General features: G+C 60.3%; 20 protein-coding genes. 9 read left to right on the plus strand and 11 right to left on the minus strand.

The window, feature by feature from the left end; genetic code table 11:
* The first annotated feature begins 33 nt into the window (after nucleotides 1-33).
* From ESZ00_RS05875 to ESZ00_RS05890, 4 genes are all read left to right on the plus strand, one after another.
* Complete coding sequence (locus ESZ00_RS05875; RefSeq protein ID WP_129207203.1) at nucleotides 34-279, plus strand: acyl carrier protein; 246 nt, start codon at nucleotides 34-36, stop codon at nucleotides 277-279.
* A gap of 3 nt (nucleotides 280-282) precedes the next feature.
* A complete protein-coding gene (gene fabF / locus ESZ00_RS05880; RefSeq protein ID WP_129207204.1) occupies nucleotides 283-1,530 on the plus strand; it encodes a beta-ketoacyl-ACP synthase II in 1,248 nt (415 codons plus the stop codon).
* A gap of 229 nt (nucleotides 1,531-1,759) precedes the next feature.
* A complete protein-coding gene (locus ESZ00_RS05885) occupies nucleotides 1,760-2,173 on the plus strand; it encodes a hypothetical protein (protein WP_129207205.1) in 414 nt (137 codons plus the stop codon).
* 200 nt (nucleotides 2,174-2,373) lie between these two features.
* The gene (locus ESZ00_RS05890) at nucleotides 2,374-2,790 is read left to right on the plus strand and encodes a hypothetical protein (protein WP_129207206.1); all 417 of its coding nucleotides are present in this window, start codon (nucleotides 2,374-2,376) and stop codon (nucleotides 2,788-2,790) included.
* Nucleotides 2,791-2,911: 121 nt separating this feature from the next.
* Here the strand turns inward: ESZ00_RS05890 and ESZ00_RS05895 are convergent, their stop codons facing one another.
* Nucleotides 2,912-5,398 carry a GH92 family glycosyl hydrolase gene (locus ESZ00_RS05895; RefSeq protein WP_229740988.1) on the minus strand — a complete coding sequence of 829 codons (2,487 nt, stop codon included), beginning with the start codon at nucleotides 5,396-5,398 and terminating at the stop codon, nucleotides 2,912-2,914.
* 287 nt (nucleotides 5,399-5,685) lie between these two features.
* On the opposite strand from ESZ00_RS05895, the gene ESZ00_RS05900 reads away from it, so the two are divergent.
* Genes ESZ00_RS05900 through ESZ00_RS20030 form a run of 5 tightly spaced genes read left to right on the plus strand, consistent with a single transcriptional unit; the run spans nucleotide 5,686 to nucleotide 10,317 of the window.
* The gene (locus tag ESZ00_RS05900) at nucleotides 5,686-7,248 is read left to right on the plus strand and encodes a type VI secretion system Vgr family protein (RefSeq protein WP_129207207.1); all 1,563 of its coding nucleotides are present in this window, start codon (nucleotides 5,686-5,688) and stop codon (nucleotides 7,246-7,248) included.
* A gap of 2 nt (nucleotides 7,249-7,250) precedes the next feature.
* Nucleotides 7,251-7,976, plus strand: coding sequence for a hypothetical protein (locus ESZ00_RS05905; protein ID WP_129207208.1), 726 nt, complete (start codon nucleotides 7,251-7,253; stop codon nucleotides 7,974-7,976).
* Nucleotides 7,977-7,983: 7 nt separating this feature from the next.
* Nucleotides 7,984-8,631 (plus strand): hypothetical protein, encoded by a 648-nt coding sequence (locus tag ESZ00_RS05910; RefSeq protein WP_129207209.1) that lies wholly within the window; start codon nucleotides 7,984-7,986, stop codon nucleotides 8,629-8,631.
* Between the two features lie 22 nt (nucleotides 8,632-8,653).
* On the plus strand, nucleotides 8,654-9,580 hold the full coding sequence (locus ESZ00_RS05915; protein WP_129207210.1) for a hypothetical protein: 927 nt from the start codon (nucleotides 8,654-8,656) through the stop codon (nucleotides 9,578-9,580).
* A complete protein-coding gene (locus tag ESZ00_RS20030; protein ID WP_164981357.1) occupies nucleotides 9,577-10,317 on the plus strand; it encodes a hypothetical protein in 741 nt (246 codons plus the stop codon). Before ESZ00_RS05915 ends, ESZ00_RS20030 begins: the two co-directional genes overlap by 4 nt.
* A 39-nt stretch (nucleotides 10,318-10,356) precedes the next feature.
* Here ESZ00_RS20030 and ESZ00_RS05925 read toward each other — a convergent pair whose 3' ends face one another.
* The 10 genes from ESZ00_RS05925 to ESZ00_RS05970 form a co-directional block, all read right to left on the minus strand.
* Complete coding sequence (locus ESZ00_RS05925; RefSeq protein WP_129207212.1) at nucleotides 10,357-11,082, minus strand: PP2C family protein-serine/threonine phosphatase; 726 nt, start codon at nucleotides 11,080-11,082, stop codon at nucleotides 10,357-10,359.
* 18 nt (nucleotides 11,083-11,100) lie between these two features.
* Complete coding sequence (locus ESZ00_RS05930; RefSeq protein WP_129207213.1) at nucleotides 11,101-13,239, minus strand: 3-keto-alpha-glucoside-1,2-lyase-like domain-containing protein; 2,139 nt, start codon at nucleotides 13,237-13,239, stop codon at nucleotides 11,101-11,103.
* Nucleotides 13,239-15,974 carry an ATP-dependent Clp protease ATP-binding subunit gene (locus tag ESZ00_RS05935; RefSeq protein WP_129207214.1) on the minus strand — a complete coding sequence of 912 codons (2,736 nt, stop codon included), beginning with the start codon at nucleotides 15,972-15,974 and terminating at the stop codon, nucleotides 13,239-13,241. The genes ESZ00_RS05930 and ESZ00_RS05935 overlap by 1 nt, the downstream gene beginning before the upstream one ends.
* Nucleotides 15,975-15,977: 3 nt before the next feature.
* Nucleotides 15,978-17,771: a type VI secretion system baseplate subunit TssK gene (gene tssK / locus ESZ00_RS05940; protein ID WP_129207215.1), complete on the minus strand. Its 1,794-nt coding sequence runs from the start codon at nucleotides 17,769-17,771 to the stop codon at nucleotides 15,978-15,980.
* Nucleotides 17,772-17,855: 84 nt separating this feature from the next.
* Nucleotides 17,856-18,812 carry a type VI secretion system baseplate subunit TssG gene (locus ESZ00_RS05945; RefSeq protein ID WP_129207216.1) on the minus strand — a complete coding sequence of 319 codons (957 nt, stop codon included), beginning with the start codon at nucleotides 18,810-18,812 and terminating at the stop codon, nucleotides 17,856-17,858.
* Complete coding sequence (locus ESZ00_RS05950) at nucleotides 18,803-20,491, minus strand: baseplate J/gp47 family protein (RefSeq protein WP_129207217.1); 1,689 nt, start codon at nucleotides 20,489-20,491, stop codon at nucleotides 18,803-18,805. Before ESZ00_RS05950 ends, ESZ00_RS05945 begins: the two co-directional genes overlap by 10 nt.
* 26 nt (nucleotides 20,492-20,517) lie before the next feature.
* Nucleotides 20,518-20,877: a hypothetical protein gene (locus ESZ00_RS05955; protein WP_129207218.1), complete on the minus strand. Its 360-nt coding sequence runs from the start codon at nucleotides 20,875-20,877 to the stop codon at nucleotides 20,518-20,520.
* A gap of 74 nt (nucleotides 20,878-20,951) precedes the next feature.
* On the minus strand, nucleotides 20,952-21,401 hold the full coding sequence (locus ESZ00_RS05960; RefSeq protein WP_129207219.1) for a hypothetical protein: 450 nt from the start codon (nucleotides 21,399-21,401) through the stop codon (nucleotides 20,952-20,954).
* 70 nt (nucleotides 21,402-21,471) lie between these two features.
* A complete protein-coding gene (locus tag ESZ00_RS05965; RefSeq protein ID WP_129207220.1) occupies nucleotides 21,472-21,948 on the minus strand; it encodes a hypothetical protein in 477 nt (158 codons plus the stop codon).
* A gap of 457 nt (nucleotides 21,949-22,405) precedes the next feature.
* Complete coding sequence (locus ESZ00_RS05970; RefSeq protein WP_129207221.1) at nucleotides 22,406-23,746, minus strand: hypothetical protein; 1,341 nt, start codon at nucleotides 23,744-23,746, stop codon at nucleotides 22,406-22,408.
* Between the last annotated feature and the right edge of the window lie 2 nt (nucleotides 23,747-23,748).

Here is a 23,748-nt window from a genome sequence, read left to right on the forward strand (position 1 = left end):
TCGCGGAATCAGTACCAAAGAGGAGAGTCACGCATGGCAGCAGTGGAAGAGAAGGTCAAACAGATCATCGTCGAGCAGCTTCAGGTCGACGAAGCCGAAGTCACCCCCAGCGCTTCGTTCCAGGAAGACCTTGGCGCCGACTCGCTCGACGTTGTCGAGCTGGTCATGCAGTTCGAAGAAGCCTTTGACATCGAGATCCCGGACGAAGACGCCGAGAAGATCAAGACCGTCAAGGACGCGATCGAGTACATCGAGAAGAATGCGAAAGGCGGCAAGTAGCCTGTGAAGCGTCGCGTCGTCGTCACCGGGCTGGGACTGGTCTGCGCTGTCGGCAACACCGCCCCGGAAGCCTGGAAAAATCTGCTCGCCGGCAAGAGCGGCATGGGCCCGATTACCAGTTTCGACACTACTGGTTTTTCGGTCACCTTCGCCGCCGAGGTCAAGGACTTCGATCCACTGCAGTTCGTGGATAAGAAGGAATCGCGCAAGATGGCGCGCTTCATCCACCTGGCCCTCGCCGCCGTCCATGAGGCCATTGAAACCTCCGGCCTCAAGATCGACGCGTCGAACGCCGAGCGTATCGGCACCTTCATCGGCTCCGGCATCGGCGGATTCGAGGTTATCGAGCGCGAGCACTCGAACCTCATCGCCGGCGGACCGCGCAAGATTTCCCCTTTCTTTATCCCCGCAGCCATTGTGAACATGGCGGCCGGGCAAGTAAGCATCAAGTACGGCGCCAAAGGTCCGATTTCCGCCACGGCGACGGCCTGCACCACCTCGGCAAACGCCATCGGCGACGCGGCCCGCATCATCGAGCACGGCGACGCGGATGTGATGATTGCCGGCGGCTCCGAGGCGGCCGTCACACCGATGTCTGTGGGCGGATTTGCCGCCATGCGCGCCCTTTCGACGCGCAATGACGCTCCCACACGCGCCAGCCGCCCCTTCGACAAGGATCGTGACGGCTTCGTGGTGGGCGAAGGCGCAGGCATCCTGCTGCTTGAAGAGCTGGAGCACGCCAAGGCGCGCGGCGCCAACATCCTGGCCGAACTCATCGGCTACGGCATGAGCGCGGACGCCTATCACATGACCGGCATTGCCCCCGAAGGCGAAGGCGCCCAGCGCAGCATGCGCGCGGCCCTGCGCGACGCGGGCATCCAGCCGGAAGAGGTCGGCTACGTGAATGCGCATGCCACCTCGACACCGCTCGGCGACGGCAACGAGTCGAAGGCGATCGAGATCGTCTTCGGCGAACATGCCTTCACGCCGAAGTTCAAGGTCAGCTCCACCAAGTCGATGACCGGCCACCTTCTGGGCGGCGCGGGCGGCCTCGAGGCAGGCATCACCGTCCTCGCGCTGCGCGACCAGAAGCTGCCTCCGACCATCAACCTTGAGAACGTCGATCCGGAGTGCCACCTGGACTACGTGCCGAACGTAGCCCAGGACCACAGCTTCGACGTTGCCCTTTCGAACTCTTTTGGATTTGGCGGCATCAACGGCTCGCTCGTCTTCCGCCGCTGGAAGGGCTAAGAGCCAGGGTTTAGGGGATAGGGTGTAGGGTGTAGCTGCACCTTAGCCGGTAGAGACAGAGCGCGTCCTTCGGGATGCGCTCTTTGCTTTTACGCGGTTCCACAGCCACCGCACTCGTAATCCATGAGAATTGGACGGTCACTGAACAACTGCGACTCTTCACCCTCCGTACCTCCCTTCGTAGTCGGGCCTTCGTCATCCGACCGTCGCAGTCAAGGGAGAGAGCATCATGAAGAGATTCGCAGTCGCCGCGTTTGTCGTCGTGGCTGGCCTGTTCGCCTCCAGCCTTCATGCGCAGAACACCGAAGTGCGCTTCACCGTACCCTTCAACTTCATCGTCTCCGGCAAGACGCTGCCCGCGGGCACCTACCGCATCTACGCGCATCCTGACAGCGTATTAATCATCGAGAACGTCAACCGGCCAGTGGGCGCACTGAGCTATATCTCCTTCGAGGGAGCGCCTTCCACGCCCCAGGAAGCGCTCGTCTTCCATAAATGCGGCGATCTCTACTTCCTGCACGAGATCGATTCTTCGACAACCATCGTCAATGGTGAACTGCCTACATCCAAGGCCGAAAAGCAGGCGGGACGGATGGTTGCGTCCGCTGCGCCCCAAAATGTCACGATCGCCCTCAAGAAGTAACTCTGTACCTCTTCTGCCCTGGCCTGCTCAAACCTCAAACGGCGGAGACCTGCGAGTCTCCGCCGTTTGAGGTTGCGGCGCAGGCTGCTCTCAAGCAGGCGCCTCATTCCATCTCTATTTGACGGAAACTCCACGCCGGCTCAACGACATTCCCAGTTCTCTTCGCCTACGCTCCTCTTGCAGTCAGGAGAAGCATCGCCATGAAAAAATTTGCGATCGCCGCATTTGCTTTGGCCGCCGGCCTGTTCGCCACCAGCCGCCTCCATGCGCAGAGCACGGAGCTGCGCGTCACGATTCCGTTCCACTTCATCGTCTCCGGCAAGACGCTGCCTGCCGGCACCTATCGCTTCTACTCCGTACACAGCGACACGGTTATCATCCAGAACATCGACGGCTCCGCCGGTGCGCTGAGCCACATCGCCGCCACAGAAGAGCCGCAGCCTGCACTTCAGTCGATCCTCTTCGACAAATACGGCGATCGTTATTTCCTGCGCGAGATCGATTCCTCAACGGCACTGCTCAATGGGCAATTGCCTGTCTCGAAGGCCGAAAAGCAGACACAGCGGATGGAAGCATCCCTCCCCGCCGAACACGTGGCACTCGCCCTCGGGGAATAATTTCCGCCTGACGCCCCACGTCTCGATGTTGAGACGGTGGCCCGTTCAAGCTCCAAATAGCCTTGAACGGGCCACCGTCCTCTCTTCGCTTGATGAGAAAACAGCAGGTCCCCTGCTGCGCTTACTGCGCCTTCGGAGCAAAGGACGGAGGCGCATCATTCGCGCCTGAGCCCCAGCTCTTCGCAGGTGTATCGGTCAGTTCGAAAACCAGCCGTCCGCCCTGCTGTGCAAAGCTCTCCGGCAGCCATGTTTTCCCGCTGGCCGCACCGTTCACCTTTACGCCGCTCACATAGTAGTGCGTGGCATCGGCCGCCGGCGCTTCGATGGTGACGTCGCCCTGCGCGCGATGCACGACGACCCTGGTGAAGATCGGGCTGCCCAGCACCAGCTCCGCGCGTCCGGGAATCTCCGGATAGAGACCCATCGAGGCAAAGACATCCCAGCTCGACATCTCACCCAGATCGTCATTGCCGGGGATGCCGTTCGGCGCGTTCTTCCAGATCGAATCGAGCACCTGGCGCACCAGCTGCTGTGTCTTCCACGGCTGACCGGCGAAGTCATAGAGCCACGGCGTCTCGATGCTCGGCTCGTTGTTCAACTCCGCGTGCAGATCGCCCGCGTTCGTCACCGCGGGATTGCCCTTGTCGTCGTAGAAGAAGCGATCGAGCCGCGCGACCGCCTTGTCATGACCGCCCATCTGCGCGAAGAGCCCTGCCACATTGAAGGGCACCATCCATACATACTGCGCGGCCGAGCCCTCGACAAAGCCCGCGCCCGTGGCCGGCGTGAAGTGCTGCGGCTTGTGGTCGCTGTCGTTGTCGTCGTCGACGATTTCCATCGGGAAGGTGCCGTCGGCATTGCGGTTCATGAAGTAGCCACCGTCGGGCGCGGCCTTGGGGTTCCAGATGTTCTTCCAATACTGCGCACGCACGAGGAAGCGCCGCTCGACGGCCTTGTCGCCAAGATGCCCGGCCAACGCCGAGATGCTGAAATCCGCAGAAACGTCTTCGAGTGTGTCCGCAGCAGGCCCCCAAGCAGGCGCACCCACCGGGATGTAATGCAGCTTCAGATACTGATCGAGGCCGGGACGCTGCCCCGCACACTCGACCGGGCATCCACGGTCGCCCAGATCCTCCTTCGACGGAATTTCCGCCGCGTGCACCAGCGACGCGAGCGCAGCCTTTCCATCGAAGCTGTGCCCACCGAAGGCCCAGATTGCCGCCACCGCGCCATCGGCCGGATCGCCGTTCATCACGTGCGTCGCGCCCCCAAGATGCGTCCATCGATCCCAGCGGCCGTTATCCTGCTGCGACTGGTTGAAGAGGCTCTGCGCAATGTCGCTTCCGCGCTCCGGGTCGAGCCAGGTCAGCAATTGTAACTGTGACCGGTACACATCCCATCCGGAGAAGTTCGCATACTGCACGTGCTGCGGAGCGAGTACCCGATGCACCTTCTGGTCCATCCCCATGTATTCGCCGTTGACGTCGCTGTAGGTCGTCGGCGTCATCGATGCGTGATAGAGCGCCGTCGTGAAGACCGTCTTCTGCTCGTCGGTGCCGCCTTCGGTCTCAATTCTGTTCAGCTGCGCGTTCCACGCCGCCCGCGCATGCGCCGAAATATCTTCATACGTCGTGCCGGTCTTGCTGTCCGCTTCGAGGTTCGCTGCCGCGTTCGCCTCGCTTACGTATGAAATACCGATACGCACCCGCACCGTCTTGCCCTGCCCAAAGCCCAGCCACACCCCCGAGCCGTGGCCGGCCTCCGGAAATCCCTTCGGGCCGAAACCCGTGCCGCCTTCGGCCGTCGCCGCGCCCGGCATCACCTTGTCATCCTTCCAGGCGCCCGTCTCGGTCACCGGCTGGTCGAACTTCGCCACAAAATGCAGCGTGTAGTAGGGGCGGCGATCCTCTTCGTTGATGTAACCGCAGAAATTGCCGCTGGTTACCTCTCCGGTCACGGTGCCGGTCGCCGCATCTACTTTCGTCTGCGCCGCAGTAGAGCCCACTTCCGAATCCGACGTCCGCACCAGCACGCGCGACGAGGCATCTGCCGGGAACTGGAAGGTGGCAACGCCCATGCGCAGCGCAGCCGACAGACTCACCTCCACACCGTTCGCCAGCTTCACCCGATAGGAACCCGGCTCGGCCTTTTCATCTGCATGCGTGAAACCCGCCGCGTAAGCGCGGCGATAATCGCTCGACGGCGACTTGTCGACAGCCACGGTGATCGGCATGAAAGGCACATCGCCCGAGCCGCCTGCGCAGCCCCATCCCTCCACGTTGGTCAGGCTGAAGCCGCGCAGCTCCGTCGCGCGATACTCATAGCCGCCAGGCGCCGCGATCGGCCGTCGCGGATTGACCGGCGATGCTTCCGGAGTGAACTGCACCATGCCGAAGGGCATCGTCGCGCCCGGAAATACGTTGCCGCCATTCGTCGTACCGATCAGCTGATTCACATAGGAAGCACGGTCACGCTCCTGTGCAAAACCAGCCGAGGAGAGCACGGCTCCCATCAGGCAGACAGCCAGCGTTTTTTTCCCGGCAGGGCGAAAACGGAGATAGGCGGAAACGATACCACGGAGAGGGACAGAGCTGGCCACTGCATGCATGCGTCCATCCTAATTGCTCCCCGCCCCGTCTGCACGCGCTTCCATGAATGCTCGAAACAAGCACCTTCCCAGCCTGTACACCGGAGAGTGCGGATCACAGGCTTAAGAGATGGATTCCTCGTCGGGAAAAATCATTCTTTCTTCAGCCATAAAAATTCATCCTCCATTGACGCGATTTAACCGGTGATTTCCATATTTCAGGCGGTTTGCGAATTAACCTTCTTGCAATAGATTTGCGCGCGATTTCACGCATCTGACATTGCAAAAACAGTAACGAGGACATAATCATGCCCTTGCCTTCCGTAGAGATCAGTGGAAGCGTCCTGCAGCAATCCATTCTTGCCTCCGTGGAAGTCATCCAGGAGCTGAATCAGCACTGGTGGTGCATGATCGTATGCCGCCAAACCGAAGATCAGCGTCTGGACGCGGAGGATCTCCTCGGGCAAACGGTGAAGGTCCAGACGACAGATGAAGATGGCACTTCTCATGTCCACTTTTCCGGCTTCTTCTACGACGTCAAAATGGAATATGAGATATGGGGAAGCTATAAAGCTCAGCTCACGGCGGTGAGCGATAGTTACAAGCTGGATGTGACGGCGCGCAAACAGTACTACGCGGAGCAGACGCTATCCTCGATTGCCGGCACCATCGGCGGCCGCGACGGCATTCCGGTCAGCATCAATGCCGGAGGCTCGAAGGCGCTGAACTACGTGCAGTATGGAGAGACCGATTTCTCCTTTCTGAATCGCATTGTGGATGACTACGGTGCGTGGTCACGCCCGAACGAGAGCGGTCTCGAGGTTTACGACAGCTTTCAGAGCGGTGCCTCGTTGAACTGGCGGGAAGAAGGAGGGCTGGTCGAGTTCAGCCTCCAGGGCGCACTGGCTCCGGCAAGCTTCGGCGGCTCGCACTACGATCATCACCTCATGCAGTCGCAGACCTTCGACAAGGTCTCCAAGCCGCCGCAGTTTTTCGATGGCGGTCAGCGGCTCACCGGCGCAGTTCTCACTGCTTCACAGAACCTGCCTTCCGGATTTGAGCCGCAACGGGCTCGCGCCACCACGCTGGATACGTACAACGATCAACTGATGGCCGAGAGCGAACGCTCGATTGGCGGCGCCGTGATTGGCCGCGGCTGCTCCCGCAATCAGAACTTGATGGCCGGCAATACCGTGACGATCAGCGGCGTGCTGGATGCCAAAGGAACATACGGGCTCGTGCGCGTGGAGCACCACTGGACTCCGCAAGGCTACGCGAACAACTTCCTCTGCACTCCCTGGATGCAATATCGCAACCGGCGCGCACCGGCTGCTAGGGTCTGGAGCGGGATCGTACCGGCACGCGTGGTGGATCATGACGATCCCAAGAAAATGGGCAGGATCAAGGTACGGTTCTTCTGGCAGGAGATCGATGGCTCTACGCACTGGGCCCGCACTACCAGTCCGCATGCCGGCCCCGGCCGCGGCTTCATGTTCATGCCGGAGGTCGGCGATGAGGTCGCAGTGGCGTTTGAGGATGGCGATCCGGAGCGTCCGGTCATCATCGGAGCGCTTTGGAACGGGGTTCACGAGCAGCCGCGCGATGCCTTCTTCGGCGGCGAAATCCCCAACAACGACATCAAACGCCTGCTCACCAAGAGCGGCAACCGCATCCAGTTCATCGATAAACCGGGCAAGGAATCCGTCGTGGTGGCGACGCCCAACAAGCTTCGCATTGCCATGCTGGAAAACACCGATGAGCATGGCCGGTCAACCATCCTGGTCCATTCCGAAGACGGTGATATCTGCCTGAGCGCACCCAACGGCCAGGTCCATATCCGCAGCAAGTTCTTCACCAAGGAGACGAACTGATCATGACTGTCGTCATGGATACCGAAATCAAGATCGGTACGCGGACATATGGAACCAGCGATCATCTTCTTCCTCCGCTCGGTCCGCGCATCCCTTTCAACGGCTCGCCTGCGTTTCAGGAGTGGGACGAGGTCACGGGCAATGTCATGCGCGAGATTCGCGGCAACCTCATTTACAACCAGACCGGGAACATGACCAGCGTCCTCTCCGGCACGCTGGATGAGCTCATCGAGACCGACCACATCTATCTGCTCATGGGGAATCTGACCGCGACAGTAAGCCAGAAGAGCAATCTCACCTTCTTTGGCCCCTACATGCAGTTGAACGGAAGCACCAGAACAGAGCACTTCACGGGCAAAGTGACGCGTCAGTATGAAGACACGCTTTCAGAGTCACAACCGGAGACTTGGCTGCAGTACTTCAAGGATATCTTCCACCGCTATGATTTCCGCGTTACGCTCTATGACGTCCTGAAGCTCGACGTCTGCGTGGCCGCGGTGAGCATCAATGGAGCCAAGTTTGATGTGAGCATGTGGAAGGGCGACATTAATATGTTCAAGCTCGACACCGCATCCATCGATGCCGAAATCAAAAAGTTCAAAGCGACGGTCAGCGCCTTATGGGCAAAAACACTGGTAACCGGAGCACTGATTGCCGTGCTTCGCTTCGGTACGCCCTTCAAGCCCAACGCGCTGCCGGCTCCAACCCCAATTACACCGTTCGACTAAGGAAGATATGGGCCTTCTATCTTCGGCAATTCAGATTCTTCATCCGGGAGGCGGCGATCTCGTTCTCTATTTCCCACCGGAATATCTCGCTGCGATTCCTCTCGCCCTCTTCGGCTTTCCCCTGGCTCTGGTCATGGCCATGCTGATCCGAAGCCAGGGGTTCAAGCCAGTTTCGTTTCTTCTGCTGCTCGGCTTCATCCCTGTCGGTTTGTTCTTTTACCTGGTAACAGGCTCATCGACCCTGACCTTTTCGCAGTCGAGCAGGAACCTCGAGATCAAGAACCGTGTCTTCTTTGTGACCAGCCGCAATGTCTATCCACTGGCCACGGTGGATCACGCCGAAGTACAGCAAGATGACGGACGCAGCCACATCCTCTACATCGCGCTAACATCCGGCGAGCGCATTCCCACGGGCAGCGGGTGGAATCCTCGCAAAGGACACTTCCAGGCTGCGGATGCGATCAATCAATATCTCTCGCAGGTGAAGGGTCAGGCTGGAGCGATTCACCCCATGCCTGCCGGCGTGGCCTCACCATCAGCTGATTCTGAGATAGAGGCGGCAAAGAAGGCAGCCATGGCGCATGCTGCCAGCACGCGTGCGCAGATCGTGCAAGCCGTCGAGCAGGCATCCAAGCCAGCAAAACAACCGCAGTAGACTCCCCGGGGCCCGATCCGACATGAATCAGGAAGCGTCGAACAAGGAAACACGCAGCCGCCTCAATCCGGCCAGCGAGCAGGCACTGCTCCCGATCCGCAGGGCGCGCGATGTAAGCGCCTGCGCTCTCTACTGGCTGCCCGTATCCAACGTGCCCGCGTATGGACGCGAGCGCGACTGGTTACAGCATTTTTTCGACGAGCTCCACCTGGAACTTACAGTAGACAATCGGCTGCGGCAGGAGAGCTTTCTGCAGATGAAGCTGACTGCACCGCAAGGCTACGTGAAAGACGCCCTGCACCGGCACCAGACCAAGCTCATGCCCCTCATGGGATTGGGCCGCAAACCCAACGGAAAGATTCCGCCGATTCCGACAGAAGAAGATCTCGATCAGGTTATCAAGGGAAAAGCCAAGTTCGACTTCAATGAATATGTAGCCGATTATGTGTTCTGGTTTCTGGAACGCAACGAAGCTTGGAAGCGCGAGCTCTTTCTCGGCAGCGGCGGCTATACGATGATCTATCTTCCGCATGATCCGGCAACGACACCGCCGCCTATTCCGGACTATCCCGTGATCCGCGAGATGCCCGCGTTCAAAAAGTTCGATGCCGACGCACTCTGGCAGGCGACATTCCTGCTTGGCGACGCTTTCTGCGAAAAGAGCAAGCAGGTCTTTGGCAAGGGCCTGGAAGAGGAGCTGGCCTACGAGGGACTTACTTTCATCCTTCCCTTCTGGAAGGCGCGCGACTTTCTTGCAGCGGCTTCTGAAGAGCTTTCTCCGTGGTTCGAAGTCTTCGATATCTTCATCACTGAAAGCCCCGACGATCACGGCATGCTGATCGCCGCCAAGGATGATCTCGACGAGACACTTATCCGAGTGCTGGATTGTCTCCGCGCCAAGGAAGAGCCCCATCCTGTTTTTGAGCCAGAGTTGGAGACACAACGATGACGGCTACCTGGGAGCTTGAGCAGTTACCAATTGCCGACAGCGAAGGCGAACCGCTTTCTGCACTTCGTATCTCCTGCAAATTTCCGGCACCGGAGCAGCAGCGCCTGGAGCTCGCCGGCATGATCTCAGGCTGTCAACGCTGGCTGAAAGCGCACAGGACCGCACCTTTGCGCAGGGAGCTTTTCGTCCAGATGACTCAGCTTCCCCGTCCCGGCGGCGCTGCGCCACTGAGCCGCAACGCATCGCGCTGGATGCCCGGAATCGCAATGGGGGTATGGCCCGACCGCGAGCCGCCGCGGTCCATGCGCAAGGAAGACTTCACGCATCGGCCACCGAACACTCCATTCCCGAGACTGTCCGACGAGGCGCGCAGGATTCTTGCCAGATCCGAAGAGGTAAAGCTCGAAGTGGAATCAGAACTGAGTGGTTCCGGAGCTTTGCTTACCGTGATCGCGCCGGAGGGTTGGGCTGAAACAGATGGCAGGCATATCTCCGCAAAGCTCGAGGAGCGGATCGCCGATGAGGTCTGCCGCACTTATCCTCTTTTTATCCCGCTGTTCGACGCACACACGCTGACCCATCTCTCGCGGGACGAGCGCAATCAGTACCTGAGAGGGATCGAGCTATACATACGTGAAGACAGCCAGGATCGATCGGTCCTGCTCCTCTCCCGCACGCCATTTGAGGAAACGCTCGCGATGCTGGAGAGCACCGTCGAGACGACTGCCCCGGCATAAAGCCCGTCGCTTGTCGCGCGATCCGTTTATCGTTCCACTCTAGTCGATCGTCACAACGATGCAGGTTGCGTTGTCAAAACCGCCGGAGTCATCGGCTGCGTGGATCAGGTGCTGGCAGGCCTGCTCTGGTGTAGCGGATGCGAGCAGCAGAGAGAGCATGTCGCTGTTCGAAAGCGCCTTGCAGATGCCATCCGTCGCGAGCAGAAAGCAGTCTCCCAACTGCACCTGCACCATCGTCACGGTAGGCACGACAACATCGGATGCGCCGAGAGCCTGGGTAAGTGTGCTGTCGAGACTGGCAGCGTCCGCAGAACTGAGACGAAGCGGGTCTCTGCGGAGGATCTGCACCAACTGGGAGTCATCGTCGGTAAGACGATGGAGGCTTTCACGCCGCAACAGATAGGCGCGGCTATCACCGATATGCGCGATCCACATGCGCGAGCCGTCAAAGTGCGCGGTGACGATGGTCGTACACATGCCCGCGTAGGCTTCTTCGCGCTGTGCGGCGCGAATGGACCTGTTGGCCACATGGATAGCCCTTTGCAGCTCAAAGCCTGCATCGTTGAAATCCTCTATCGAGTGCGGAAAGCGGCTGAGCACACAGTCCACTGCGGAACGGCTGGCGACCTCTCCCGCCGCGCGTCCCCCCACGCCATCGCAGACAATAAAGAGTCCGCGATCTAAATCGAAGCCGAAAGCATCCTCGTTAGTGCGGCGGGCCCGTCCGCGATCGCTGGACCCAGCCGCTCGAATGCGAATATCCATCGCGGATTTCTCCAGGTTCTATGCCTGTCCGGCGGGACGGCGACCGTAATCGAAACGCAGCTCCACGTTATTAGCGAGAGTGATGGTATTGCCACGCCGCAAGAGTCTCGGCTGTCCCGGCTGCAGCGGCTCGCCGTCTACCAGGGTTCCGTTTGCGCTCTTGAGATCGGTGATATAAAGCTGCCCATTCTTACGCGAAACCTCGCAGTGAAAGCGGGAGATCGTGTGTTCGATGTCCTGGAGGACGATGTCGTTCTTGTATGTGCCGTTCTGCGGCACGGCTCCGATGCGCACGGTGTCCTTCTCGATCGGATAGCTGCGTCCGACCTCGAAGCCACGCTTAACCTCGAGGTGAGGAAAGCGCTGCTGACGGCTGCGGCGCATCCAGAGAGCGGCAAGACCGAGTATGCCGACCAGGCCCGCTCCTCCACCCAGGAAGTACAACCGCGAGCGCACGGCTTGCGCCGCACTCAAACGGCTCCGCAGATCGTGCACCGCGGGATTGCCGGGAGAGAGCTTCTCGGCTACAGCAAGTGCAGAGCTTGCTTCAGAAATCCTGCCGTTCAGGAAAGCCATACGCGCCTTCTGCAGGGATTCGCTGGTCTGCACCGCGCGGTTCTGTGCTTCCTGCTGCTGATTCACCTGCTCGTTCGCAGCATGCTCCTGCGCCTGCTGCGAGGCCTGGATGCGCGCCTGCGCATCCTTGTATCCCTGCACGGCAACGGCGTTATAGGGATCGATCTGCACGACCTGGCCATAATCGTCGAGCTGCTGCTGCGGATCATTCGTAGAGAGAGCGTGCGCCATCAGCGCTGCAACTTTCTTCTTGTTCGCCTGATCTTCAGCATCCTTCTTGGTGGCTGCCTGCTGTTGCGCGAGAATCGCCTTCTCTGCCTCCGACGCGGGTGGCGGCGGTGCAGTTGCAGGCTGAGTCTGCGGAGCTGCCGCTACGACCGGAGGCGGAGGAGTATGCGCCGGCGCTCCGTACAGCTTCGAAGAAAGCGTCAGGTAAAACATGCGGCTGACATTGATCTCGTCGCCGGCAGGCAGCAGCAGCGTAAGCGCGCCACCCGAGGTCTTGGCGCCCTTCAGAGGGCTCGCGTTCTCAGCGCGCGTGTCGGTATATACCGTTACCAGTGAGCCATCGATCCAGACTGCAAGCGTGCGGTCAGAGAAGACGATGGTCTGATCGATACTTTGAATCCCCTGCTGCGGATGCGGCGCGAGGCCATTGATCTGTCCAGCATTCGGGCCAATGCCAACCTCATAACCACCGCTGAGCTGCCCCGGCGAGGTTCGCACGGAGAGCACCGTCGTCGAATTGCTTTTCACAGTTCCGTGCGCCGTGATCTGCACGATGCCGTTTTCGAGATTGTTGCTGTACTCCAGGCCGCCGGGACCATCCACCCCGTGGATCGCGCCGGAAACAACACTCCATTTCGCCTCATGCGGCTTGGTCGAACCACCGCCGATACCGAAGGTGAAGGTTTTGGCCAAGTCATGGCCGACACCGCCCTTGGCATTCGGCGCCTGGGCGATGCTTTTCCAGCCGCTGAGATCGGTGCCGTTGAAGCTCTTGCTGAGTCCGAGCGGAGCGACCTTGACTCCGCGAATCTGCAAGGAGCCCTCACCCGTGGCGGTAAAGCCGATATAGCCTGCGCGTGTGCCGAGGTCTCCGGCGTTGCCGGAAGGCAGGCCATCGATCTTGACGTTGATGTGACCATGAGCCGCCTCGACCTGGACACGATGCCAACCCGGCGTCAACGTTGCGATCGATGAGTTGGACAGCGTTTCAATGCCGCCGACACCGGCACTCGCGCCGGAGGGATCGAGATCGATCGTGAATCCTCCGCTGCCGTCGCGATCGGTCCAGAGGCGAAGCTTGCTTCCCATGCTTCCGCTGGCGTTGTACTCGAACTCAAGGTTCATTTCGCCAAAGGGCACAGCGCTGATCAGTGTGCGCTCGCCACTGCCGCCGGCCGTAATCGCGCCGCCCGAGACATTCCAGCCTCCGTGCTGATTCCATCCCAGCAGCGATGTGCCATTGAACAGCTTAAGCGGTGCCTGGGCCCGCGCAGGTGCGCCCGTCAGGACTACGAGCAGCCCGGCAACCGAGAACCACAACCATGCGAAGATCGAACTCTTCCTGAAACCCATTACCGTGCCAACTCCTCTCCCTGTAGTTCTTCCGGCATCGCCGTGGCTGGTTGCTCCATATCCTCTGTGGATTCGATCGTGAACTCCAACTCGTGCGCGGGCGGTTCGCCTTCGCTCGCCGATGGCACAGCCACAGCATGGATTCGCAGTGTGCTGTGTGGCGTCGCATCCCCGGAAAGCAGGATGTCGGCGAGCGGCGAGAGGACTTCCCTCTGCAGCACGCGTGCCGAAGGACGTGCACCGTATTCGGGATCATAGGAAAGCTGCGCCAGGTAATCGACCGCTTCGGCGGTTGCTTCCATGTGAAGCTCACGGTCTTCCTGCAGCTTGCGCGTGAGAGACCGCAGATGCGTCTCGACAATGCGGCGCAGCTCCGGCATGCCAAGGGTATGAAACGGAATGATCTGACCGATGCGGTTATACAGCTCGGGGCGCAGGCTGGCGCGGACTGCATTCAGCAGGATCTCCTGCCGCAGCGCATCGTCTTCTCCTGCACGCATCGACTCACGCACGCCGAGGTTCGAGGTGAACAGAACGACAGTATTCGTGAAGTCGCAGAAGCGGCCCTTGGCATCGGTCAGGCGGCCTTCATCGAGCACGCCGAGGAGAAGGTCGAGAATCTCAGGGTGCCCCTTCTCAACCTCATCGAAGAGCACAATCGAATAGGGCGATCGCCGCACCTGCTCGGTGAGAAAACCACCCTCATCGGAACCGATAAGACCAGGCCTCGACCCGATAAGACCGGCTGCCGAAGAGGCATCCTTGTATTCACCCATATCGATGCGGATCAGTGCGGTATCGTCATCGAACAGCGCTTCCGCCAGCGCCTTCGCTAATTCGGTCTTGCCCACGCCGGTTGGACCGACAAAAAGAAATGAGGCCGGCGCACGCTTCAGCTGCAGGTCTGTGCGCATGCGGCGCACGGCTTCGGAGATGGCACGAACGGCCTCCGGCTGACCGTAGACACGTTCGCCGATCCGCTCTTCGAGCTGCAGCAGGCGGTCACGCTCACTCTCCAGCATGCGCGCCACCGGCACACCGGAACGCTCTCCGACAACCTCAGCGATGTGCTCCGGCAATACCTTATCTGCGATCCGCGTATCCTGCGGCGCGTTGTTGCGCAGCTCGTCGAGCTGCACCTCAAGCGCTGCGTGCTGGGTTTCCAGGTGCTGCAGCGAGCCGTAACGGATCTCTGCGGCGTGCGTAACATCCCCTGAGCTTTCCGCAGCCTTCAACAGTCGCTCGTTTTCATCGATCGCCTGTGCCGTACGTGCGAGATCGGCACGAGCATTGCGCTGCCGCTCCCAGAACTCGAGCCCTGTTTGCACCCGCGGCTCCAGTTCGGCGATCTCCGTCCGCAAGGCATCGATACGCTTCCGCTGTGTACTGCTGGCCTGAGGGAGCGCTTCTAGCGTCTGGAGCTCTGCGCGCAGGCGCGTGAGCGTGCGCTCCTGATGATCGAGCGCGGTGGGCCGTGATTCCAACTGCATGCGCAGACGTGCGGTGGCCGTATCCACAATGTCGATCGCCTTGTCCGGAAGGAATCGATCACGCATGTAGCGTCGCGAGAGCTTGACCGCAGCGGAAAGCGCCTCATCGGTGAGATCGACCCCGTGAAAGGCTGTATAACGCTCGCGGATTCCGCGCAGGATATGCATCATCGCATCGTCGTCAGGCTCGCCGACCTGCACGCGCTCGAAGCGCCGTGCGAGTGCGCCGTCCTTTTCGATGCGCTCACGATATTCATCGAAGGTTGTCGCGCCGACGCAGCGCAGCTCGCCGCGTGCGAGGGCAGGCTTCAGGATATTGGCGGCATCCATCCCTCCTTCAGACCCGCCCGCGCCGACCAGTTGATGGATCTCATCGAGGAAGAGGATGATCTCGCCCTTGCGTTCACGCACCTCGTCCACAATGGTCTTGATGCGCTCTTCAAACTCGCCGCGATACTTCGCGCCAGCGACAAGACTCATCAGATCGAGCGCAATGACACGGCACCGCTTCAGGCTGTCAGGCACGTCGCCCAATGCAATGCGCTGCGCGAGCCCTTCCACAATGGCCGTTTTGCCCGTGCCAGGATCGCCGACCAGCACCGGATTGGACTTGGTCTTGCGCAGAAGAGTCTGTATCAACTGACGGACTTCGTCGTCCCGACCGACGACAGGCATCAGCTCTCCGGCCCTGGCTGCAGCCGTCAGATCGCGCCCGAAGCGCTCGAGCATGGATGCGCCACCGGCAAGATCGTTATTCTGCGCCTTCGCCGATGCTGCCACAGACGCGGGGTTGTTCTGTGATCCGGCGGAGGGTATCTGCGTGGAGAGGGTTTCGTCCGTGAGTCCAGCGCGGCGAAGAATGGCGCGCAGTTCCCCATCACTGCCCATCAACGCAGCCTGCAGCACATTCATCGGAACAGCCGCAGGCTGGCCCTGCTTGTCCGCAATCGCAAACGACTCTGTCAGCAGGCCGCGCAGCGCCTGCGAGGCAAGCGGACGGCGCCCGGCTTCGAGCCGCTGCGTGGAAAGCTGATCGGCGCGCCGCGACAATGCATCGAGCAGTGACATCGCTGTTTCAGGATGCTTCTGCAACACGCCGCGCAGTCCGCCGCGCTCACCATCCAGCAGCAGAAGAAGCAGGTGCTCGGGCTGAATCAGCGCCTGTCCGCGTTCCTGCGCGAGCACGCGCGCACCGGCGAGTGCGGACTCCAGCTCATCAGAGATTTTGCTCAGGTCCAGGGCCATACTCTACTCCAGCCTCCGCCGACGAGGCTTATTCGGATCTTCGCCGCCCAGCGTCGATGTGGATGACGATTCGCGCGGCATCCACGGTGGCTGCACGTGCGGCGTGGGCTGCAGACCTGGAGGCGAAACGGTAGATGTCGTGTGCAGATCAGGAAGCCGGCTTTCTTCCGCCGCTGCCGGCGGCACTTCAGAACGTCGTCCGCCATTGGCCGACCCGGAGCTGAAGCCGGATGGCTCGGAAGGCGTATCACGCTCGAGGATGCGTGCGGGCTGCTCACGCTGTCCTGCATAAAAGCGATGACGGATGAAGAGCAACGCCGTGTGCACCGTGTGATAGGCCGGCACGGTGACGCGAACATCCGTAATGGTCGGGACATCCGGCGCCTGGAAGTCGAGCTCGATGTTGTACTGGTCGTCCTGGCGCACATCGCCTGTAAGGATCAGGCTCTCGCGACGGAATCCCGACCCCTCGTTGAGGCGGATCTCGGCGCCGATGGATGTGCCGCGCACCCATGGGGCATTGCGATCGCCGATCAGAATCAGCCGATAGCGGTCGCGACCTTCCAGGCGCAGGTTCGAGAAGAAGATCGTCATCTCGTCCGCAATGCCCTGCACACGCGCCGGACGCGCCGCCAGCTTGTACAGGGCCTTGCCGCCGCGATCGAAGATGAAGTTCGTGCTTTCGAGCGTGTTGCTCTTGCGGAAGTCGATGTACTTGCCTTCGAGCGCGCGCTCGAGACGCTCCAGGCCCACCAGGGCAGCCGTCGCTTTGCGCACCTCCAGGCCAAGGTCTTCCTCGAGCCGCAGCGTGCGGCTGAGCTGCAGCGTGTGCTTCTGCTGCTCAATCAGGCCGAGCCACTCGGTCTCGCCCGTGTCGCGCAGCGTGTCGTAATACGTCTGCATCCCAGGCGCGAGATCGAAATAGATCGCCGCCGAGTGCAGCAGTTCACGCACGCGGCCAAAGAACTGCGCCGGCGTCTGCGTGCGCTCCAGCAAGGCATAGGAGGCATTCTGCAGCTCCAGCACCATCCGCTCCGCAAACTGCATTGAGTCACGGTCGACTTCTGTTTCAAGACCACGCTCGGTAAAGAGCACCATGAACTCGCGCATGGCCCGGTGCAACTCCGCATAGCCGGCCGCCAATCGCTGCACGGCTTCGAGGATGCGGCGCGTGCCGGTCATCAGCTCCGAGTGGCTCGATACGGCAACGCAGGGCGGAATGTACTGCACGTCCGCTTCAAAGCTCATGCCCGTCGCCGGCCGCTTCACACGCCCCACGGCGAGCGCCTGCGCCCGCTCAGCGGCATTCACGCTCAGCGCAACACGGTAACTCGGCGCCCGCTCGCTGTGCATCTGCGGATTGAAGCTGTCGACGGCGCCATCCACTTTGACGCGCTCGGCGGGATCGCAGACCACATACACCACCGCCTCGGCCACGCCGGCGAGCTGATCCTTTGGAACACGCACGGAGATGGCATCCCCACCTTCGATGTCTACGATCAGCCCCGACGGTGTCAGCCCTCGCGCCCGCTGCACCGCGACATCGAGGTATTCGGCCGTCTCATGCAGAGCGACTTCGGGATCGAAGCGCACGGTGCCCAGATCCGCCTCCGGCATCCGCACACCACCACCGACGAGACCTGCGGCCCGGTTTAGATAAGTCATCCCCCACATCGCCAACGATGCGAGGTACCGCTCCTGCCGGAGAAGATGATCCGGCGTAAGCAGCATGCCATGTTCCCAGTTCACAGACCGCAGGTAGAGTTCCGTTCCGGCATCCGGTCGGCGTTGGTTCATACGTTCACTCCCTGATCGCGTACTCCTTGATCGTTCACTGCTTGATCAGTGGCAGCCCGACCCGTTTGGATAACTTGCATCCCTTCAACACACACGCACACCTGAGCCCTTGCCCATGTGCGTATTCACTCCGAGGCGGCTGTTCGCACCGATGACACCGAGCTGCGGCGGCTGCGTACGATCCTGCACAGACCAATGCACCTCGTAGTCATGCAGCATCGGCATCAGCAGATACAGCAGGCGGGCCAGCAATGCCGCGCCTTCCTCCGACTCTGCAAAACGCTCGTAAACATCCAAAGGCACCGGCCCTATTTCGATCACCACCGTCGACAGCACCTCGATCGCGTCTCCGATGACGAGATTCGTACCGAGCTGCGATGAGCGGCTGCCAAGCAGGGACAGCGCGCTTTCCGGCAGTGGCTGATGTGTCGGCCTGTACGCAGTGCCGCTCACCGGTAACCCCAGCACAGAGCCAAGCACAATGGCGCAGCCATCGGGACGGCAAGAAAGCCCGGGAAGATCGGCGACGAGAGAGGCCAGCGGAAACCAGAGATCGCGAGGCCACTCCTCCGCACGCAGGCCGAAGAGCGACAGCCAGCGCGCACAGGCCATCTGGTCATCGGGCGAAAGGCGGAACATCGGCGCACCTTCACGAAACCAGTGACGGAGCTTCTCAAGCGGATCATCGAGCGGCGACAGAATCTCGCGAGTGCCTGGCGTACGCTCTCCGCCCGAGTCCCACATGCCAACCGGAAGCGCATGCGTAAAACCCAGCCCTGCGATTGCCAGTTCGATGCGCACATCGTTGGTCAGCGGTGTGCCGGGTGAGGGCTGCTGATGAATGACCATGCCATCGGCATGCGCGCTGCGGCCCGCGCGCAGCAGGGTGATGCGCTCAGGCATGATGCCCATGGCGGCCAGCGAGAACAATGCGGAATCGACGGTGTGTGCGAAACCATGCGTGCCGCGCTCGAAGCACGGCATCAACGGCGCGTTCTGTACAACGGCGAGGGCATCAAGAGGAGCCGATGTCAGTTCCATAGAAACTGCACCTCCAGATCGACTCCCTGCACCAGGCGGCCGCGCAGCGTGACTTCTACCTGCGACTTCAATGCGGGCAACTCTACCTCAGGCCGGCTGAAGCCATGCGGGTCCAGTGTAAGACTCAACCTCTCCACGCGGCGCAATCCGCCCTCGCGGCGCTCTACGCCGGAGCTCGCGGCCGCGGCCAGGATGCGCCGATCGATAGCCAGCGCAGCGGTTTCAAGATCGGCACGCGTCACAATGCGTCCGCGCGTCAGCAGAGCATTTGCAAAACGCCGCTCTTCGGTCGGCAAGGTATCGCCATCCGTGCCGCCGGACGCCGCAGTGAGAGGCGCTACATGCAGCCCTGCCAGCGCCGCACTGGCAAAGCCCGTGATGTCGCCAGGTCCCACAGAATTACCCAGATGTCCGTTGGTGAGCCATAGGCGGATATTCGCAGCAGTGTCGCGCATGCCGTTCTCTCGCGCTCCGGGAGTGAGCGTCAGGCGTCCATTCGAGAGCTCATACCATCCGGCTGTGGAGCGTGTGCGTGGCCGTGTTCCACGATCATAGGGCTCGTTCTCGATACTCATCACCGTCAGAGGAGCAACAAGATGCTCGGGGACGCCGCCCGCTTTGCTGATGGGAAACGATGTGCCGTCCTGCGCGAAATGAACCGTCTGATTGCGCACAAAAACATTGGATGCGGTCATCGCATGGAGCACGATACCGCTGATGGCGTGATGAAGCGCAGGCACTCCGGGCGGCATCGGAATCTTGATCCAGAAGCGCGGCTCATGGAAGATCTGCGAGACATCCCGATTCACCAGGCGTGCCATTGCAGGTTCAAGCAGCCGCGGCACTCGGCAGAGCAGATTCTGCTCCGCGCTCATGCTGGGGAAGACAAACTGACGTCCAGCATAAAAGCCATCCGGAATGCTCGGACGTGCAGAGGCTGCGTGATTTTCTGTACGAGCGAGATCGCCATAAAAGCGGAGCTGCATCAGGCCGGCATTGATCCGTTCCGGCCGCATCAGGCCACTGGAAGAAAGCTCTCCGTCGCTGCCGAAGATCCACCACGGCTCATGCGCAAGTGCGTGCTGCACGGCATAAGTTCCCGGGCCTAACTCAAAAAAGAGCCCATGCCGGCTGAGCAACTGCGGCGACAGATTCTCCACCGCGAGATAGAGCGCGGGCTGCGGCCCGAGCTGGATGGGCACGGTGTCGAGCGATGGGCGCGCCGCCTGTACGTCTTCGCTCATCTCCACGCCCGAAAGTATGCGCAGAGACTGATCCTGATAACTCAGTGCGAGCGCAATGCGAGCGCGCGAAACGTCGACAGCGGCATCGAGGCTGAAGATCAGGCGCTCGCCGGAAGAAGCCACGGCATTTAGTTCGGTTCCCGCGCGCAAGGTACGCGGCTCATCGCGATCCTGCACCAATCGCACGACAGCCTGTGCGGGACGCGCGAGATATTGCTCCATGTGCAGGCCCTGCATCAGCTCATGTAGCAGCGAGACACGGAGCTGAGCCGTATCGCTGTAAACTTCATCGATCTGTTGCGCCACCGTACGAAATAGCACAGCCAGGAGAGGATCGGTGGTGTCCGTGCTGACGCCGTAGTCACGGACCCTCCTGCGAAAATCCTCGCGAAGCTTGCGATCAATCTCGAGCACTGTGGGGGTTTGCAGATTCAACAGATCCTCTTCGAGCCGGAGTACCCTTAGGGGTCCAGCGTGAGCATGGTGGTCAGTGTGTCGGCTGCGCCACCTTCGAGCAGCACAGCATAGGTATCTGTCTCGCGCCCCGGACTCAGCTCCCGAGTCACTTCGACGACGCGAAACTCATCGATGCCGAGATCCTGCAACGTTGTATTGATGCGTTCCATCATCAAACGCGGCGTATCGGCACGCTGCCGATGCATCTCGAAAAGATCGCGCAGCCCAAAGGAAGGACAGCCGCGCCATGAGCCCTGCGGCGTGCGGGCCATGACCTGCAGCAGGCCAATGAGTCCTGTTGCGCGGTCCTCGCGACGCAGTAAACCGCTCTCTCCGAGCCTCATCGGGAATGCGATGGATTGCACCAAGCGGACTCCGTATGCGTCAGAAGCACGGCGCCGGTGGTTTTCCGGCGCCGCCTTTTAACGAACGATAGCGGTTAGTTGCTCAGCGAAATATCGCTGAAGTTCTGCTGGTTCATTGCCGGCTCGAGATCCAGCACCAGCACATGATTGATGCCGGAGTGGTCGGTCGAGCTGAGCTGGTCTTCGCTCTGGTAGGGATTGAGCGTATGGAAACCGCTGATCCAACCGTTGAACGTGTATGAAGCCAGCGCATCCTGGTGCGAGTCGTCCTTCCAGAATTCCAGCTTGATGGACTTGACCTTGTCACGCGTCACCACGTTTGCCAGATTGAACAGATTGCTCATCGTGGAGTACGGCATGTTCTGGTCATCGTGAAAGTCCACATACGCGCGGATGGTGGTCGAGAGCGAACCCATCTGCGGCATGCCGGCACGATCCTTTTCGGTTGAGAAGGCTACGGAGACGGAGAGACAATCGAACTGCTGGCCGTCGATGGTGCAGGTGCTGCGATACGGTGCTGCCATAATCTTTTCCTTTCGCTGAGTGTTAGGCTCGGCGGACGCCGTTCGTATCCGCCCGTCAGGGTCGGGATACTTAGTTGCTCATCCTTACGTCCTGGAAGTTCTGCTGATTGAGCGCAGGCTCCAGGTCGAGTACGAGCATATGATTCAGCTTGGGCGCGGCGCCTTCCGCCAACTGATCTTCGGTATTCACCGTGGCTGCCTTGGGCAGAAAATCCAGCGGGTTCGAGGTTTCAAAGCGTCGAATCCATCCATTGAAGCTGTAGGACACCAGCGCATCCTGCTGCGAGTCGTCCTTCCAGAATTCGATTTTGATCGACTTGATCTTGTCGCGTGTCACCACGTTCGCCAGATTGAACAGGTGCTGCACGGTGGCAAACGGCAGATTGACATCGTCATGCAGGTCGGCCCAGACACGAATCTTCGTCGAAAGGGATCCCATCTGCGCAACGCCAGAGCGGTCCTTCGATGTACTGAACTTCACACTCGTGGTCACAGCCTGGAACTTCTGGCCGTCAATTGTCACAGTTGCGCGGTACGGATTTGCCATAACGTCTCCTTGGGAGGGGGGTGCGGGACATGGGTTTTCGGAGGTCGTCGGTACGAGGCCCTATTCCGAAGAGCCAGTGCCTCGAAAGAGGGTTTTCAGCCGGTCTGTAAACCCTTGCAACAGTCCGGCAGAGGGGGGATTTGGACTACCACCGCGTTCTTCAGCAGCCCAGGAAGAGTTCAGGGGCGTCTCCGCTTGAGGGACCGCTCTTATCTGCTCTTTCGATGTTTCGCTTCGTGCATCGCGAAGCGGGGTCTCCGGTGTCGGGGTGTGGTCTTTATCCGTGCGAACCACACGCCCGCCCTGTGCGCGCAGCGAGAAGCCTGGTCTTTGCGTGGAGATCGGAGCAGCAGCACGCTTCTCCTGCTCCGCGGCGCGCGCAGCTGATCCTGCGAGCCCCGGCTCTACCTTAAAACGCAGTTCTTTCATGAGGTTTCTCTCTGTGCAGGACGATTGTCTACCGGTTAGATGCTTCCTGACGTGAAAATTCTGGGACATCTATCTTCAGCACAAAGGTTTCTGCGGGGCCTGTCGGCATCACGTTCAATGTGATGTCGCAGATACCTTGCATGCGCTTGTTGGAGTCCTTGTCGACAAAGAGGTCATAGCCAAGAATCGTGCCTTGCTCTACCTGTTCATCGAGCAGACGCTTCAACGGTGTTTCGATCTGCTGATCCATGAAGTCGCGCGTCAATACTTGTCCTGCGACCTGCAGCAGATAGTGACGGCAGCAACGCTCCAGATAGCGCAGAATGCGATACGAAGTGAAAAACTTCAGCACGCCGTAAGGATCGTCAGCCTGCGTGCGGCAACCGAAGAAGCACAAATGATTGTCTGCATCGCGAATAATCGGGATCAGCTGGCGCTCCATCGAGAGATGCTCCATCTCGCCGATCAATGGCTCGATACGCGCCTTGGCGACACCGTTGACGCGGCCGAAACGCGAGCCCACGGGGCCCTGCGCCATGCCCTGCGCATCGTCTGCACGCGCTACAGCGCCGGCGAAGACCAGCGACGGCGGAGCATAGAGGCCCTCGTTGCTGTCCGCATCTTTTTCAAACCAATGTGCTGGCCGAAGCTGCAGATAGCCCATCAGGCAGACGTCCGCCGCAGCTGCATCTTCAGGACGCTTGAGAAACTCGTACTTTCCTCCGGGAAGGAAATTACGCTCTACGTTCTTGAATGATTTTTCGTCGTCCAGGTCGCCGATCAACAGCATGCCCCAGGCATTTGCCAGCTGCTCCAGCTTTTCGCGGATGGGCTGCGGATAATAACCCGGCACAACGATGTTGCAGATATCGTCGCGGAAATTGAAGTTATCGTTACGCTGCACCACAAAGTGCTCCATGGCAGCGAGATTCATGGAGAAGATATCCTGCATCGCAGTGGAATCTGCATTCAGGATGAACAGCTCCACCGGCTTACGGATCTTGCCGTCCCCCACCTTGGTGTTCTCGAAGAAGAGCTGCAGCTGGCGATAGCTGCGCTCCAGCGGGCGGATCTGCTCGTAAACCTGCGTAAGCAGTTCATCACGGACTTCCTCTGCGCTGTCGATCTGGGTCTGGAGCTTCTTGACCGTCTGATCGTATGTATCTTCGGCACTGATCAGCTGTTCGAAATTGGTTAACTGCGCAAGAAATTCTTTCGCGGACTGCGAAGTAAAGATGCTCGCCAGCTCACGCTTCTCGTTGGTGAGGCCGGGGTGCAGGTCGGCGAAGATATCCTGCAGCAACTCGCGCGCGGGGCTATTACCAAGCAGCTGTTCGGTGGTGCGGCTTGCGGTTTGCATTTCGGACATAG

The sequence above is a fragment of the Silvibacterium dinghuense genome (assembly GCF_004123295.1).
Classification (GTDB): domain Bacteria; phylum Acidobacteriota; class Terriglobia; order Terriglobales; family Acidobacteriaceae; genus Silvibacterium; species Silvibacterium dinghuense.